Origin of the sequence: Alteromonas sp. IB21, assembly GCF_016405965.1 — a bacterium.
GTDB lineage: Bacteria > Pseudomonadota > Gammaproteobacteria > Enterobacterales > Alteromonadaceae > Alteromonas.
In genome coordinates, this window is the sequence record NZ_JAEFCD010000004.1 from 92,298 (window position 1) to 108,609 (window position 16,312).

Sequence of the window (16,312 nt, forward strand, 5' to 3'; positions counted from 1 at the left end):
GCCTTGTTATTGCAATTCACTACAAGTAATAACAAGGTGAAAGGCGTGATAAATCATATTCGCTATCGCATTGCACTTTCTCTATAATCAGCATCGCTTAGGTGCCCTTCTCCCTCAGATTAACGACGGCGACAAGGGTTAAACGGGAAATCAGTGGAAAACTGATGCTGCCCCCGCAACGGTAAACTCAACGCTATGTCGTTTTCTTTTCATACGCCACTGTCTTTTATAAGTGAGCACGCTTTTGCGCTAGCAAACACTATTAGATGGGAAGGCAAAAGAGCTATCACTTTAAATGTGATGGTGAGTAAGCCCGGATACCGGCCTGTGCCTCACGGTGTCGTTTGCTTTTTGTAGTTAATAAACCAGTAAACAGAACACTTCCCTTAAACATGCGCTCGGGCGGAGTGCATCAAAGATAATTTAAAAAAAAACCATGCGTACATATTTTAATAAAGCAGCGCTAAGTGCTGCGGTTCTCTCGTGCTTAAGCACACCCGCTTACTCTCAAACTCTCAACCAAGATATTGAAACGCTAACCGTAACCGGAACGCGTTTGCCTATATCGTTAACGAAACTTCCCGGCTCTGTTTCAGTACTCACCGAAAGCGACATAGAAGCTTCGGGGGCACTGCAGCTGACCGATCTTATTCGCGGTTTGCCGGGCGTTAGCCTAGCGCAGTCAGGTAGCCCAGGCGGCTTAGCTGAAGTTCGCGTTCGCGGAAGCGAAACCAACCATTTACTTATATTAATTGATGGCGTTGTATCTAACGATATAGGCCAAGGCAGCCTGGTTGACTTGGCCCACTTAACCAGCGCCAATGTGGTGCGTATTGAACTGCTTCGCGGCCCTCAAAGCGCCCGCTGGGGAAGTGGCGCTATTGGTGGCGTGCTGAGCATCACAACAAAGTCAGGCCAATTTGCGGCCAATACGTCACACGTTGATTTCTCTGCGGCGGCAGGGACACAAGGCACGCTACAAGGCAGTATGAATGCCCGCTCTCAAAGTGATAATGTGGGTGTGTCTGCCTATGCCAGCTACATCCGTACCGATGGCGATAATGTTTCGCGCGTAGGCAATGAAGATGACGGTTACGATAACATGACCGCAGGTCTTAACCTTGACTACGCTGTATCTACTGAGCATACGCTAATTGCTAATTTGCGTACCGTGCACTACGAAAACGACTACGACGGCACTGACTTTGCTGTTACCGGCTTACCAACTGACACCGATAATGTGACCGACGGCGCACAACTTAGCGCTAAATTACGCTGGGAGTTTGCCCCAAACAATACGCAATATCGTTCTGCATTAAGTGCACACTACCGAAAAGACGAGAACGACAATACCGAATCAGGCGTTGACGCCGGCGGTACAACCGGGGAGCGTATTGAGTTAAATTGGACAAGCTTTTACACCATTAAAAATTGGGATTTTGCTGGCGGCGTTGAATACCTACAGCGACTGTTCGACCAGCGCGGTCCCGTCAATTTTGGCGATCCTAATCAAAAGCAGCACGACAATACGTACAGCGTTTTTGCAGAATCTAACGGTCAATTAACCGAGTCTATAACGGCTACGTTAAGCGCCCGTTATGACAATAACAGTGAGTTTGATAATGCGGTTAGCTATCGCGGCGGGTTAAGCTGGCAATTAAATAACCACTACACGCTGTTTACCAGCTATGGAAGCGCCGTTAAAACGCCTACTTTTACAGAGCGCTTTGGCTTTTTCCCAGCCAGTTTCGTTGGCAACCCCAACCTCGAGCCTGAAACTAGTGAAGAGTGGGAAGTAGGTGTTAAAGCTAATTGGAAAAAGGTTACGGGTCAGATTAGCGCCTATACTGCCGACTTAGAGGATGAGATAAACGGTTTCGTTTTCCTTCCAGACGCTGGCGCATTCAGCGCTGACAACATTGACGGCGAAAGCACTCGTGAAGGGGTAGACGTCGAGCTTAACTGGAACAGTGGCTACGGTAACATTACTGCCGCTTACAGCTATTTAGACGCAGAGCAAACAGATAATGGCGTTACCACCACAGAACTTCGCCGTGCGCGTCATCAAGGCTCACTCACCTATACCACAGACTTTGGAACAGATACATTCAGCTTGTACACGAAGCTGGCTTATACGGGTAGCCACTATGATACCTTCTTCCCGCCGTTCCCTGAGCCATTGCAGACACTAGCGCTGTCGGCCTACACGCTGGCAACGGTCAACCTTAGTTATCAGATTGATGCTAAATGGCAGGTTTCACTAAAGGTCGATAATGCCTTTGATACCGACTATGAAGATATTGTGGGCTACGCCGGTCAAGAGCGCCGGGCGCTCCTGTCAGTTAACTACAGCATGTAGGAAACTCCACTTTTCCACAATTACAAAGGCTATATCCAGCGGTATAGCCTTTTATTTTTTGCTAGGCTAGGTTGCGATTGAAAACTCATAAGCCCAGCGCGATTGAAAACACGTAAGCCAAGTGTCATGTTGCCACGTGAGTACCCAAAAAACCTTGATACCCGCCTTAATTCATCTTTTGTTCAGTTTGGCACTTTTACACTTACGTCCTGTAAAACCTAACCCACACGTTGAAATCTGCGTTCGCACCGTACCGGTTATTACAAGAGTTTGTATGAAACGGCAGCCATTCGCGTAGCACGCTGGGCTTTGAATCTCGTTTTTTGGTGAGCTTATCGCGTATAAGGTTTTGAAGAACAACAGAACCTAGTTAAGCGAACAATGCTGTGATAATCTCATCAACGATAATATTTTTGAACATAGGATCATATTCCATGAAAAAGTTTGCAGTAATGTTTGTCATGGCAATGCTTTTGCCATTAACGGCCTGTGCACAAGAGCCAGCGTCTAAATGGAAAGAAGGTACGCACTACAAAGTACTTGATAAAGAAGCCACAGATAAGCCAGTAATTACTGAGTACTTCTCGTTTTGGTGCCCTCACTGCTTCCAGTTTGAGCCTATCGTTGCGCAAATTAAAGAAAAGAAAAGCGACGGAACCAAGTTCAACAAAGTGCACGTAAACTTTATGCGTTTTACTGGCCCTGAAGTGCAGGACGATGCAACGAAAGCCATGCTTATTGCCCGCGCTATGAAGCAAGAAGACGCGATGAACGGTGCTATTTTTAACTACATTCACAAACAGCGCGCGTCAATTACCGGCCTAAAAGACCTTCGTAACATCTTCGTTGTAAATGGCGTAGACGGTGAAGAGTTTGATAAAATGGCAAAAAGCTTCGGCGTAAACAGCATGCTGCGTAAAAATCAGCAGCAGATTGACGAATACCGTGAGCACCTAACGGGTGTGCCAAGCTTCATCATTAACGGTAAATATCAGCCAACGTTCACCGCTGACATGTCTTTTGATGACATTGCTGATTTAATCGTGTGGCTATCAGAGCAAAAGTAATTACGCCACTCGTATCTACACCAATTAAACACATCATGGGCGCATATGCGCCCATTTTTATGTCTTGGAGAACCCAATGCACGCAGTAAGTGACTTTGCTGACTTCATATGTGAGCTAGACCATTTAAAAGCCGTTAAAAGGCAAATAACGCTCCCTTGCGATGACTATCGCCAGGAAAACTCAGCCGAACACAGCTGGCACGTGGCACTAATGGCAAACATGTTAAGCCAGTATGCCGCTAAACCTATTGATGTTGCTCGGGTTATTCGCATGATCCTTATTCACGATATCGTTGAAATAGACGCTGGCGATATGTTCGCTTTCAGTCACCAAACCGACCACAACGAACAAGCAGAGAAAGAGCTTGCTGCCGCTAAGCGTATTTTTGGTTTGCTGCCAAATCCACTCGATAGTGACATGCTCGAGTTGTGGCTTGAGTTTGAAGCAGCGGAAACCGCCGATGCTGAGTTTGCTAAAGCGATGGACCGTGTACTTCCCGTGTTTCAAAATATGAAAGACAATGGCGGTAGCTGGAAGCGGCACGGAATCGCGAGAGAGAAAATTGAAAAGCGTAATGCCCATTTAAAATCTTGCGCACCAGCCCTATGGGACTACGTTATGCAGCAGCTAGATATAGCCGTTGAAAAAGGTTGGCTAAGTCAATAACGACTCAGCCAACCCAAGTTTGGTTTAGCTATTACGCTATGCGGTATCTATAAATCGACGCGTCTAGCGATTAAAAGCGCGTACCAATCCACATCCAGAAGCTGTTGGTATCCACTTTTATATCGCCCGCATCGTAAGTACCGAACTTAATACCGAAATCGTATTTACCTGCAAATTTCTTGGTATATTGCACGTTAATCTCGCTACCTAAATCGTCAACGCCATTGCTGCTGTCATCAGCTGTAAAGTCGTGGTAGGCCAATAACCACTTACCACCGGCTAAACCACCAGATAGTGAAAACTTAAGGTCCTTTAAGCCCTGCGCTGGCGTACCCAAAAACTGATCGGTCCAACCGTTGAATTTGTGCAGGGTAGCGAGGGGCGTTGCGAAGCCGTACAGCCCATCGTCAGAGCCCAATATTTCGTAATCAACTTTCGCCGTTACGCCAGAAAACGTTGCTGCTAGGTATGCATTTACATAAGACGCATCGAAGTCGGTGGCAGTTTCTCCCGCGCCCGCTTCGCTTGATTGAGTAGCCAATTCACCACCATAAGCCCAACTAACACTATCGCCTTTCATCTTCCCATCGTAGCTCACACCATAAGTATCGAGTGCATTGTTTGTATCGTTATCGACTTCTAACAAATAGGCATAGGCGACAAATTTACCAATCTTAGATGTATAGGTTGCGTGAAGAATATGGTCTTTTGAATCTAAATCGGCTGCTTCTGCAAAAATACGGTTGCGCTTGTACAGATAGCTGTAGAAAAGCGCTAGATTGTCCGTTGCCGCATATTTAGCGCTTACGGCGTCGAAGGTCTGACGGTCTTGCCTCCAGCCAACGTGACCAACAAATCGATGGTCATCTAGCGTAATAACTTGGCGCCCTACTCTAGCTGTGAAATTATCCGTTTTATATTGAATAAATGCTTGGTCAACTTCGGTGGTTTCAGGGTCGGCGATCACCGAATATTCACCTACATTAAAGCCCGTAGGCCCGACGGTAAACTCATCCTGCCCGAGTACAATTCGGCTGTCCTCAACTTCAGCGGTAAATGAGAACCCATTTACACTGCCCGAGCTAAACCCTAAACGCGTACGCAGGGTCAGCGCGCTTGCATCTTTTAATGCGTTGTCTTGCTCTACCGACTCATAGCGCAAATTCAGGTCAGCCCATGCCTTTGAGTCGCTCAGAGCGGCGTGGATATCAGCAGCCATGGCGCTGCTGCCTAATACTGTCATAACAGATGCTGCTAGCATGTTAATGCTTAATTTTTGTAACGTGTTCATGTGTATTCCCTATCGGTTCTCATTTTTTATTAGTCAACACTTACCCAGCCAGCATTAAAATGCCGGTTGAAAAGTGAAATTTTGGATTGTGGGCGGTGAAGCTACCGCCCTTCTCAGATGCCGATAATGCTAGGCAGCATCTGATTTCTTAGCGTCTTTTTTTTCAGATGACACCCCGCTGGGTTTAGATAACGCGTTATTGACGCGTGAAGTAACGGTTTCAACCTTCTTCTGCTTGTCGTATAGGAAGGTTAATACCTCATGTCGGTAGTGGTTGTAGTGTTTATTGTCTGCAAGTGCCAATCTGTCTCGCGGGCGAGGTAATTCAATATCTAGAATTTCGCCAATGGTGGCTGCTGGGCCATTGTTCATCATAACAATACGATCAGATAGCAAGACTGCTTCATCCACGTCGTGGGTAATCATTATGACGGTGTTACCTAAATCAGCATGAATTTCCATTAGCGAGTCTTGAAGGTGAGCACGCGTCAATGCGTCTAGCGCACCGAACGGTTCATCCATCAATAACACTTTAGGCTCCATAGCCAGCGCACGGGCAATGCCCACTCGCTGTTTCATCCCCCCAGAGATTTCACTGGGCAGTTTGTCGAGGGCGTGGGTCATGTGCACAAGTTCTAAGTTATGCATGATCCATTCGCGCATTTCACTTTTGCTCTTGCCACGCATGGTCGATTTAACGGCCAGCTCAACGTTCTTATAAACCGTAAGCCAAGGCAATAATGAGTGATTTTGAAATACTACGGCACGCTCAGGCCCCGGTTGCTTTACTTCAGCACCGTCTAAAATTACGCCACCAGAAGTAGCCTGATGCAAACCAGCGATGATATTTAATACCGTCGATTTGCCGCAGCCCGAATGGCCAATCAGCGACACAAATTCACCTTTACTGATTTTTAAATTCACATCTTGAAGCGCAGTAAATGGCCCCTTCGGTGTTGGGAAGTCGATACCAACCTGTTCTAACTCTAAGTGTTTAGTGTGCATAAATTTCTCCTCAAACTTAGCGTAATACGCTCGACTTATCCCAGCTTACCGCGCGCTGAATCGATAACATTAAACGGTCCAAAACAAACCCAATTGCCCCAATAGTAAGCACTGCAACCATGATTCTGGCTAAGGACTCTGAACTGCCGTTTTGAAACTCATCCCACACAAACTTTCCTAACCCTGGGTTTTGAGCAAGCATTTCTGCAGCGATAAGTACCATCCAGCCAATGCCAAGCGACAATCGAAGCCCAGTAAAAATCATAGGAATGGAAGACGGCAGCACTATCTTTGTTAGGTGTGCAAAAGGGGTAAGGCGCAACACTTTACTCACGTTGATAAGATCTTTGTCTATATTTGAAACACCTACCGCCGTGTTAATAAGCGTGGGCCACAAGCAGCAAAGTGACACGGTGAAGGCAGAAGTGATGAAAGACTTTGAAAAGGCTGGGTCCTCGCTGACATAAAGCGCACTGACTACCATAGTAACTAACGGCAACCATGCTAGCGGCGAAACGGGTTTAAACAATTGAATAAGCGGGTTTATCGCCGTGTATGCCGATTTGCTTAACCCACACACAATACCCACAGGGACCGCCACTACCGATGCGATAAAAAAGCCAACCATAACGGTGTACAGGCTTGTCCATATTTGATCAAAAAACGTAGGCGCACCGGTAAACTCTCTGATCTTTGGCTGATATGTCGGGTCCTGTGCCGCACGCGCGGCATTTCTCTCTTCCTGACGCTGGTAAAACGCATCTGCCTTTTCGCGTTGAGCGGTGTGTTCGTCAATCAAGACACCGGCTTGCTCAAAAACTTGTGCAGGCCCCGGAAATTGCCCTAACGACGTGTCGATACTTTTTGCAACGCCATTCCAAATGGCCAAAAACATCAGCAAGCCGATTACAGGCAGCAACAACGCAGGCGTGGATTGATATAAACGACTCAACACAGAGTTGGCGTTTGACGACGACGTTGGAAGACGAAGAATGGTTGTCATCTTGCTCATTGCTTGCTCCTGACACTTAATATGCATTAACGTATTGTGAGTACCCCGCCTTCATCAAAATCGACGGGGCTATTTTACGAGACACCTACAGAACAGTGTCGCCCTTAAGACCAATGTCAAATTGCTCTAAGTAAGCGTTAGGTTGACTTCCATCAAACGTCACGCCATCAATAAATTCACTCTGAGGTGGCTTATAGCCTGTCTCCGTTCCAAACTCAGGGAAATCGGATGCTTTAGCTTTGCCCTCAGCGATTAGCGCTTTAGCAGCCTGAGCATAGACTTCGGGTTTGTAGACTTTTTTCGCGGTTTCTTTGTACCAGTCGTCAGACTTTGCTTCTGAAATTTGGCCCCAGCGACGCATTTGAGTGAGATACCAAATCGCATCGCTGTAGTAAGGGTACGTGGCGTTGTAGCGGAAGAATACGTTGAAATCCGGGACTTCACGCTTGTCGCCCTTTTCATATTCAAAAGTGCCGGTCATACTATTAGCCAGTACGTCTTCGTCGGCACCTACATAGTTGCTTTTAGCAAGAATTTTTACCGCTTCAGGGCGATTTGCATTGTTGTTTTCATCCAGCCACATTGCTGCACGTATTAATGCTTTAACGACGCGGATGTGGGTATTAGGGTATTTTTCAGCCCAGCCTTGGCTTACGCCAAATACTTTTTCAGGGTTATTTTTCCAAATTTCGTAATCGGTGATCACAGGGACGCCAATACCTTTGAATACCGCCTGTTGGTTCCATGGCTCGCCGACACAGTAGCCATAGATAGTCCCTGCCTCCATGGTCGCTGGCATCTGCGGAGGCGGTGTGACCGACAGCAGCGCTTGCGCATCGATTTGACCCGCAGTATCACCTTTATGCGGTGCGTAGTAGCCTGGGTGAATGCCACCTGCCGCTAGCCAATAGCGCAACTCGTAGTTATGGGTAGACACAGGAAATACCATACCCATATTGAAAGATTTCCCAGCATTGCGGTATTCATCAATCACAGGTTTTAAATAGTCAGCTTTAATTGGATGTACTGGCTTGCCGTTTTCCTGAGGTATATGGGCCTTCATTTTCTCCCAAATTTCGTTTGATACGGTAATACCGTTACCGTTAAGGTCCATACTAAAGGCCGTCACAATATGGGATTCTGTGCCAAAGCCGATAGTCGCTCCTAATGGCTGACCCGCTAACATGTGAGCGCCATCTAATTGGCCGTCAATAACACGGTCAAGCAACACTTTCCAATTAGCTTGCGCTTCTAAGGTGACGTATAGCCCTTCATCTTCAAAAAAGCCTTTTTCATACGCCACTGCAAGCGGAGCCATATCCGTCAGTTTAATAAACCCAAACTTCAGTTCCTCTTTCTCAGGCCAACCTAGCGCGGTGGTTTGTGCTGAAACAGATGTTGCAAACATTGCTACAGAGACGACAAGTGCAGCACAAACGCTCGCACTCGCTGTTCTTAAGCGTTCAAATAGTGATGTTGTCTTTAACTCAGTCATACGTGTTCCTCGTAGCCAAAAAAAAACCCACCAGCTATCGACATTTAACTGTCTAGCATGGTGGGCTTCGTTGCCGTGTTAGTAACATCGGAGTCATTACTAACGCATCAAGTTGTTGTTGGTAAGTCAGGAATTCCCGCTCACACACCTCATCTTAAAGGGAGGTTGATTTAAAGCTTTAGCTTAAAAAACCATCTTTTATTATTGTTATTATCATTTTCCATAAATGCCGGAGAAGATGGCGCTTCCTTACTGCTCTCCACTGATTCCTAATTATCTTTCTTATTCACACTATGGTTAATGCTGTGCTTTACACGGTGTTACAACACGCGTGTCGCACTTGCTGCCTAATATGGCAACCTTGCTGTTGCACGGTTTATTTAGCAGCCAACGTGCCAAAAATTCAAAACATTGATAAATAAGGAAAAAGAAACAGATTCACAGGTTGCAGAAAGAAACTGATTTATATTTTGATGCACCAAAACGGTGGTGTTGTTCAACCATGGTGCGAATAGGCAATACCAATCCGCATAGATAATTGCCCACTCAGAAGGCGCGGGCAAGTTTTCTAGCGAAGCGTGGGAATGCAGGAATGGCGGTTCCCTTTCAAGTTCCCAGAACGAAGCCAGGAAGCATGCCAGACCTTCCCGACGGGCGAGTTTAACATGCGCTTTATTCTATAAGCGTTTAGTGAACTGGCCGATGGCATTAACGACCTCGTTTGCGCCGCTTTGAATCTCTCCCATGGCATGCCCAGATTGTGTTGAGTACTCTAATGCTTCGCGCGCTTTGTCTTGTCCAGCTTCAATAAGCTGAACCGCATTTTCCGTGAGTTTTCTATTTTCCATCACTACGTTGACTATTTCTTCCGTTGCACTACTTGTCCGTGAGGCCAACTGCCTTACTTCATCAGCAACCACAGCAAACCCTCGACCTTGGTCGCCCGCGCGAGCCGCTTCAATAGCCGCGTTTAGGGCAAGTAGATTGGTTTGATCTGCAATACCGCTAATACTCTTAACCAAATCAGCGACTTTTTGAGACTGCTCATCAAGGTCTTTAATTCCCTCGCTTGCACTCCCCATTTGCGTCGTAAGCTCATTCATTGCTTTCACAGTAGCATTGAGCACTTCGCTGCCTCTATGAGCTTGTTCACCGGTATTTTGCGATATGGTATAAGCCACGTTGGCCGCTTCAGAAATAGCAAATTCTCTTTCCATTTGTTCCGTTATTACAGTGGCAAATTTCACCACTTTGTAGAGCTTGCCGTTTTCATTGCGAATGGGATTATAGGAAGCCTCAAGCCACACATCGTGACCCCGACTATCTACTCGTTTAAAACGACCTGACTCTAGCTTACCTTGTGATAAGTCGCGCCAAAACTGTTTATATTGGTCTGAGTTTGCTTCCTCTTGCGTACAAAAAATCCGATGGTGTTTACCTACAATTTGATCGAGTGAGTACCCCATTCCTTTAAGAAAATTTTCGTTGGCCTTTATAATAGTGCCGTCGAGTTTAAACTCGATAACGGCAGATGAGCGATGGAGCGCGGCTATCATATCTCTTTGCTCCCTACTCTCGGTTATGTTTCGCGTTTGCTCCGCCATATAAAGCGCAATGTAACCCACGTTTCCAAACGCATCATCAACGGGTTGCAAAATTCCCCTCACCCACATTTCTTCGCCTTTCGCGTTTAAAAAATTCATGGCGCCATGCCAATGACGATGGGTTTTTATCGCTCCTAGCATGTTTTGTACATCGCCTTTATTTTTTGACGTTGCCGGTATTAGGTTATCTAATGTTTTCCCTTCGATATCAACGGCACGATATCCCATTGCTTGCTCACACAAATCGTTTAAACCACGAATTCGACCGCTTGAATCTAGCTCAATGAAGAGCATTTCTTCCCGTAATTCCTCTTGAACCGTTTTATAGGCAGACAACTCTTTCAGCAACCTTTGGTTTTCTGCAAGTAATTCTTTGTTCTTAAAAAACATTCTGCGCTCCTGACACGCCACACCTTAGCCATGCCCCATTGATATGTGGAACACGATGTTAGTTTGAGAAGGGATTAGTTAAAGATAGCAGAGGTACTAGAAAAAATTAATTATACAAAAGGTTGCCTTGCTAGATTCTCACTCAACGCGTGTTGAGTGAGTCAATGCGGTCACGCAAAGGGTTGACGCGTAACATCACGCTGAGACCAGAGCAGTCTTGCTTGGCGCAATGCATCGGCAACGTCACAGCTTTGTAAGAGTACCAAGTAGCTGGCAAGCGTACTTAAGATTGCTTGTTCACCGTAAACGCTATTTTTCCTACCGGCCCACACATCGAGCATGTCACTCACGTTCATGTCTTTGTCTTTAAGGGCCCATTTAGCGGCAACCACCGGCATTATCATTGCTTTTGTTTCGCCATTTCGGGTAATGAAAAGCTCGGTTTCTCGTTCGCCATTTACTTCAGGGTCGCCACCATCGCCTCGAAAGCATAGGGCGTCAATAGAAGGATAGTTTTCATTAACGCGACAATGCTTGTGGTCAAGGTGCATATGATAAACGCCCTGCACGCAATACTGCGCCGCGGTGGGGTTTAATAGCCTCGCAAGGGTATTAGCACAAGAGCGAAGACCAAACACTTCTCGCAGTTTAATGATGGTATCAAGGGCGGGTAACAGGTACGACAAATCGAGATAGGTTACCCCTTTATCAGCAAGCTGCAGTTTTGCGTCAGCAATGCTGTCCACCTCAGGAAGACCCAACGTGGGTAGCGCAATGCTTGCATAAAGACGACCCGAACCCGGCTCATGAGCGCCGTGAAGCATAACGGAATAGCCGTTTTTGGCCAGTACCGCTACCGCGAGTAAATACCAAGGCAATTGACGGCGTTTGCCTGCATAACAGCCAATATCTAACGTGGGGGTGAGTGTTTTTACCTCTGGCTCTATCAGCTCTCTGCACGCATCAACAAAGCCAATGACTTCTTCCGGCGTCTCTTCACGGGTGCGAAGCAACATGAGAAATGCACCCCGTTGGTCACCTGTCACTGCGTTAGCCAACACCATTTTCATAGCATGATAAGCTTCATCTCGGGTAAGGCTACGTCCCCTTTTTTGGCCCTTGCCAATAATTTTTATGTATTCGCTAAATGGTTGCTGCATGCTCGGATGAATTTAGTAGAAGTGTGTTTACCTGTTGACGAGACTCTACCACCTTTCCAAAAATAAGTAACGTGGGACCCGTTAAGTTTGCTGCCTTAACTTTGCTATGAATATCCTCTAGCACACCAGTAATGACGCGTTGTTGAGGGGACGTAGCGTTTTCGATAGCCGCTACTGGCCATGCGCATGGCACCTTATGCTGTGACAAACCTTTGCAAAGTCCTTCTAGCCGGCTTAGCCCCATATAAACCACCATAGTTTGCTTTAAAACATTTTCTGCCATCGATGCCATTTCAGGCCATAGCTCTGCGTCTTTAAAATGTGCGGTCATAAAACTCACTGACTGAGCACAGCGTCTGTCAGTTAAAGGAATTCCGGTATACGCAGATACACCTGACGCAGCAGTAATACCGGGCACAATAGCAAAAGGAATGTTGGCTTTTGTTAGCGCATCAGTTTCTTCACAAGTTCTTGCAAATAGCGCTGGGTCGCCTCCTTTTAACCGCACAACCCTGTGCCCTTTGCTTGCCAACTCAACCACCCGCTTGCAAATTTCATCTTGGGTAAAGCTATGCTTTTTACAGCGTTTCCCTACATATTCTTTCACCACTTTAGAGGGAATTAGCGCAAGAATATCTTCGCTGACTAATGCATCGAAAAGCACGACATCGGCTTGCTGCAATAGTCGAAGTGCTTTCAAAGTAAGTAACTCGGCATCGCCTGGGCCAGCCCCCACAATGAACACCTGCCCTTGTTTATGATGTTCACTTTGTCTGTTTGCTGACGTAAACCACTTGTTTAGGTATGAATGCTTAGCTGAAGTTTTATCATTAGCGGGATGCTGGCGTGTGGTTGTGGCCGAGGACCTCGTTGCAATAGCATCGCGATAAGGAAGGTTAAACATAGGTTTCTGCTGTTTGAATAGGGTGCGCAAAAACGGAAAAGACCAACTAGATGCTATTGACATAATTTAACGCTCCTAAACAGATTGGGTTTCTATGACTAAATGCTTGTCTATAAGCTTAGACAAGGCCGGCTTGCACGAGCCGCAATTCGTACCACACTTTAACGCTTTACCAAGCGCTACTACCGAACTACAACCTTCTTCGATGGCATGAGTAATCGTTTTTTCACGCACTTCGAAGCAGCTGCAAACGACATCACCATTTAAAAATGCGTCGTCGACTTGGCCTCGTAATAAGTTTCGCTGTATGCCAGTGGAAATAGGCGTATTTAAGAGGCTAGCAAGCCAAGAGTTAGGCACTGACCCTGTGTTTTCTATATGTGCCGGTGCCAGTGCCCTTGTCGCTTTTTCTGGCTCATCGCCTAAAAACGCAGCGAAGCAAAGTATGTCATCCACAAGGGCGAGGCATACTGAGTATGTAAGATGATGAAACTGCAGTAGCACCGCATTTTGCGGCAGCAGAGGTATCAAACTCTGTGTAAAGTCTCGACGGCTATTGTTCGAAGCAACATTCAACACTGATAGTGCTGCATCCGACCGACTTATATCTGCAGAGGCATCTGTGCGTTCAAGCGGTGTTTTACTCCAGTAATGACAAACATGCTTTAGCGCGTCTTCATTAAAGGGGCCGATCTCGGCAGTGTGTGTTGATTGCATAGCCGATGAAATAAAGAGCTTGCCATACGTAGCGAAATGAACAGGTGCGATGGCCACTGCAGCGTGTTTTAACTCAGGTTGACCTGAAATAGGGTCAACCGCGCTGTCGTAAAGCGCGCCTAGCTTGCTATGAGAACCCCATTGCGCCGACCAATGGATGGGAATGAACACTTCCCCTTCGCGCATATCCGTATCCGCTTTAACCGGGTAGATAACAGGGGCGTCATTACATACTGCACTTGAAAGAGAAACAAGAGCGCCATTTTCAACGCCCAATGCGGCAGTGTCTTTAGGGTTGATATACACGTAAGCTCTTGGCATATGAGCCAGTAACTTTGCTGCTTTGCCCGTGCGCGTCATGGTATGCCACTGGTCTCGCGCTCGACCGCTGTTTACCACAAACGGGAACAGCTTCGACGTTTGTTGCTGTGGTGCTTTAAATACAACGGGAATAAGCTTGGCTTTACCGTTAGGCGTAGAGAACTGTTTATCGGCAAAGGGTCGCTTACTGTTAAGCCCTTGCATACCTTGCAACTCATCAGATGTTGTAAATGGCCACTGTAAAGGCGACATGGCATCATATTGCGCCTGAGTAATATTTTGTAAAGGCGATAGGTCCAGCTGGCGTTGCCCATTATTTTGATAACCGGTTAACCCTGCGTATTCGCAAAAAATTTGCGATGGATGGGTAAAATTAAATGCCTCAGCAAAGCCCATTTTAACCGCTACGTCACACATAATTTGCCAATCGTGTTTTGCACTGCCTGGCGGGGGTAAGATGCCCCGCTGACGTGATATACGGCGCTCTGAGTTGGTCACCGTTCCATCTTTTTCAGACCACCCCGTTGCCGGAAGGGCGATGTGGGCGTATTTCAATGTGTCGTTAGATTCCACGATGTCAGACACCACCACCATGTCGCACTTTGATAGTGCGCGCTCGACTTGAGCGCGGTTGGGCATACTTACTACAGGGTTAGTGCCCATTATCCAAACGAATTTTACTTTACCCCTTTCAATGGCGTTAAAGAGGTCAACAGCCTTAAGCCCCTGCCCTTTAGGCATAACTGGCGCGTTCCAATACGTTTTTACCGCGTTGATATGCTCAGGGTTTTCAAGGTCCATATGTGCGGCAAGCATATTTGCTAACCCGCCTACTTCACGGCCTCCCATGGCATTGGGCTGGCCTGTAATTGAGAAAGGTCCGCAGCCTTCTTTTGCAATTAAATCGGTGGCTAAATGGCAGTTTATAATGGCTTGCGCTTTATCTACGCCCGCTGACGATTGGTTCACCCCCATTGAATAGAAGGTAATAGCCCGAGCCGCTTGGCAAAAAATCTCATAAAAGGTTTTCACGCAGCTAGCGTCGACATCGCAAATCTTGGCGACTTCGCTAAGCGTCGACGCGCTCGCACTTTCTAAAGCTTCATCTAAACCGTCGGCAAACCTTCCAACGCTTGCCTTGTTTACCCTTCCCTGCTTATTAGCAAAGCGTAGCAGGCCATTAAATAGTGCCACATCACTACCCGGTTTTATTGCTAGGTGAAGGTCGGCAATGGTACAGGTTTCGGTTTTGCGTGGGTCTATGACCACCACCTTCATGAGCGGGTTTTTGAGCTTTGCACGCTGAATACGCTGAAAGAGTACAGGATGTGCCCACGCCGCGTTACTGCCAGTGATCACCAGTAAGTCTGTACATTCCAGATCAGTATAATCGCATGGCACCACGTCTTCGCCGAATGCACGCTTGTAGGCAGCCACGGCTGAAGACATGCAAAGGCGTGAGTTAGTATCAATATTGGCACTGCCGATGTAGCCCTTCATTAATTTGTTGGCAATGTAATAGTCTTCGGTCAGTAGCTGACCTGACACATAAAAAGCAACGGCATCCGCGCCATACTGCGCAATAGTAGAGGCGATCTTATCCGCAATCACATCGGTGGCCGTGTCCCAATCCACCGATTTACCTGCCATGGTTGGGTGAAGCAAACGCCCATTAAGATCGTTCGTTTCAAGCAGGTTTGTTCCTTTAACGCACAATCTACCAAAATTGGCGGGATGCTCGGGCGTGCCCTTAACAGTGTCCAGGGTTACGGCACGCTTACTTACGTTGCAACTGATATCTACGCCACAACCCACGCCGCAATAAGGGCATGTTGTTTGTCTTAACTGTTCAGACATAATATCGGGTTGTGGAGTAGCCATATTCATATCATTACCTTTTTCGTTTTCTCTGCTTTGTAAACGCCTTCTGTATGCAGCGTACCGCTTAAATGCCAATGAAAACCTTTTCACCTTCTACTTTTACTGGGTAAGTGGTAACCGATATATCATCGTATTCCTTACATAGCCCGCTTTCTAAAAAGTAATGCTCCTTGTATAAAGGAGACGCAACTACCGGGGCGCCGCCAATTGACCCCAAAAGCCCGCGATATAGCACGTTGGCCTTGCCAATGGGGTCGTAATTACTTATCGCAAAAACCTGGGTTTCCCCTTTGACACATAAACAAAAAATCGCGATTTGCCGAGACTCTACCAGGGCGCAAACGCCGCTATTTTTTACTAAGTCCCGTGTTTCGCACACTAGGTGCCATTGCTGAATATCTTGCCCTGAAGCTAAAAGATTTGGCGCTGCTGACATCAA

12 protein-coding genes and 1 riboswitch are annotated in these 16,312 nt (G+C 46.8%); of the genes, 3 read left to right on the plus strand and 9 right to left on the minus strand.

Translation table 11 applies throughout. The annotated features are described in order from the left end of the window. The first annotated feature begins 82 nt into the window (after positions 1-82). Positions 83-343, plus strand: a riboswitch (cobalamin riboswitch). 93 nt (positions 344-436) lie between these two features. The 3 genes from JC525_RS04475 (at position 437) to JC525_RS04485 (ending at position 4,093) form a co-directional block, all read left to right on the plus strand. Next, positions 437-2,359: a TonB-dependent receptor plug domain-containing protein gene (locus JC525_RS04475; RefSeq protein WP_198814721.1), complete on the plus strand. Its 1,923-nt coding sequence runs from the start codon at positions 437-439 to the stop codon at positions 2,357-2,359. A 434-nt stretch (positions 2,360-2,793) separates the two neighbouring features. Beyond that, complete coding sequence (locus JC525_RS04480; protein WP_198814722.1) at positions 2,794-3,426, plus strand: thiol:disulfide interchange protein DsbA/DsbL; 633 nt, start codon at positions 2,794-2,796, stop codon at positions 3,424-3,426. A 76-nt stretch (positions 3,427-3,502) separates the two neighbouring features. After that, the gene (locus JC525_RS04485) at positions 3,503-4,093 is read left to right on the plus strand and encodes an HD domain-containing protein (protein ID WP_198814723.1); all 591 of its coding nucleotides are present in this window, start codon (positions 3,503-3,505) and stop codon (positions 4,091-4,093) included. Positions 4,094-4,163: 70 nt separating this feature from the next. Here JC525_RS04485 and JC525_RS04490 read toward each other — a convergent pair whose 3' ends face one another. From JC525_RS04490 to nirD, 9 genes are all read right to left on the minus strand, one after another. Continuing rightward, positions 4,164-5,384 (minus strand): alginate export family protein, encoded by a 1,221-nt coding sequence (locus tag JC525_RS04490; protein ID WP_198814724.1) that lies wholly within the window; start codon positions 5,382-5,384, stop codon positions 4,164-4,166. Positions 5,385-5,513: 129 nt separating this feature from the next. After that, positions 5,514-6,389 (minus strand): ABC transporter ATP-binding protein, encoded by an 876-nt coding sequence (locus JC525_RS04495; protein WP_198814725.1) that lies wholly within the window; start codon positions 6,387-6,389, stop codon positions 5,514-5,516. A 16-nt stretch (positions 6,390-6,405) separates the two neighbouring features. Then, positions 6,406-7,401, minus strand: a complete 996-nt coding sequence (locus JC525_RS04500; protein WP_233094976.1) for an ABC transporter permease — start codon at positions 7,399-7,401, stop codon at positions 6,406-6,408. A gap of 85 nt (positions 7,402-7,486) precedes the next feature. Beyond that, a complete protein-coding gene (locus tag JC525_RS04505; RefSeq protein ID WP_198814726.1) occupies positions 7,487-8,896 on the minus strand; it encodes a CmpA/NrtA family ABC transporter substrate-binding protein in 1,410 nt (469 codons plus the stop codon). A 677-nt stretch (positions 8,897-9,573) separates the two neighbouring features. Then, positions 9,574-10,890, minus strand: a complete 1,317-nt coding sequence (locus JC525_RS04510; protein ID WP_198814727.1) for a PAS domain-containing methyl-accepting chemotaxis protein — start codon at positions 10,888-10,890, stop codon at positions 9,574-9,576. A 170-nt stretch (positions 10,891-11,060) separates the two neighbouring features. Continuing rightward, a complete protein-coding gene (locus tag JC525_RS04515; RefSeq protein WP_198814728.1) occupies positions 11,061-12,050 on the minus strand; it encodes a glycosyl transferase family protein in 990 nt (329 codons plus the stop codon). Beyond that, a complete protein-coding gene (gene cobA, locus JC525_RS04520; RefSeq protein WP_198814729.1) occupies positions 12,034-13,017 on the minus strand; it encodes a uroporphyrinogen-III C-methyltransferase in 984 nt (327 codons plus the stop codon). The genes JC525_RS04515 and cobA overlap by 17 nt, the downstream gene beginning before the upstream one ends. 12 nt (positions 13,018-13,029) lie before the next feature. Beyond that, positions 13,030-15,879, minus strand: coding sequence for a nitrate reductase (locus JC525_RS04525; RefSeq protein ID WP_198814730.1), 2,850 nt, complete (start codon positions 15,877-15,879; stop codon positions 13,030-13,032). A gap of 58 nt (positions 15,880-15,937) precedes the next feature. After that, a complete protein-coding gene (gene nirD, locus JC525_RS04530; RefSeq protein ID WP_198814731.1) occupies positions 15,938-16,309 on the minus strand; it encodes a nitrite reductase small subunit NirD in 372 nt (123 codons plus the stop codon). Positions 16,310-16,312 lie beyond the last annotated feature (3 nt).

Coding starts and splice junctions, on each gene's coding strand:
- cobA (WP_198814729.1), bottom strand. CDS start 13,017: ATGTCAATAGCATCTAGTTGGTCTTTTCCGTTTTTGCGCACCCTATTC.
- JC525_RS04505 (WP_198814726.1), bottom strand. CDS start 8,896: ATGACTGAGTTAAAGACAACATCACTATTTGAACGCTTAAGAACAGCG.
- JC525_RS04475 (WP_198814721.1), top strand. CDS start 437: ATGCGTACATATTTTAATAAAGCAGCGCTAAGTGCTGCGGTTCTCTCG.
- JC525_RS04490 (WP_198814724.1), bottom strand. CDS start 5,384: ATGAACACGTTACAAAAATTAAGCATTAACATGCTAGCAGCATCTGTT.
- JC525_RS04500 (WP_233094976.1), bottom strand. CDS start 7,401: ATGAGCAAGATGACAACCATTCTTCGTCTTCCAACGTCGTCGTCAAAC.
- JC525_RS04515 (WP_198814728.1), bottom strand. CDS start 12,050: ATGCAGCAACCATTTAGCGAATACATAAAAATTATTGGCAAGGGCCAA.
- JC525_RS04480 (WP_198814722.1), top strand. CDS start 2,794: ATGAAAAAGTTTGCAGTAATGTTTGTCATGGCAATGCTTTTGCCATTA.
- JC525_RS04495 (WP_198814725.1), bottom strand. CDS start 6,389: ATGCACACTAAACACTTAGAGTTAGAACAGGTTGGTATCGACTTCCCA.
- JC525_RS04485 (WP_198814723.1), top strand. CDS start 3,503: ATGCACGCAGTAAGTGACTTTGCTGACTTCATATGTGAGCTAGACCAT.
- JC525_RS04510 (WP_198814727.1), bottom strand. CDS start 10,890: ATGTTTTTTAAGAACAAAGAATTACTTGCAGAAAACCAAAGGTTGCTG.
- nirD (WP_198814731.1), bottom strand. CDS start 16,309: ATGTCAGCAGCGCCAAATCTTTTAGCTTCAGGGCAAGATATTCAGCAA.
- JC525_RS04525 (WP_198814730.1), bottom strand. CDS start 15,879: ATGAATATGGCTACTCCACAACCCGATATTATGTCTGAACAGTTAAGA.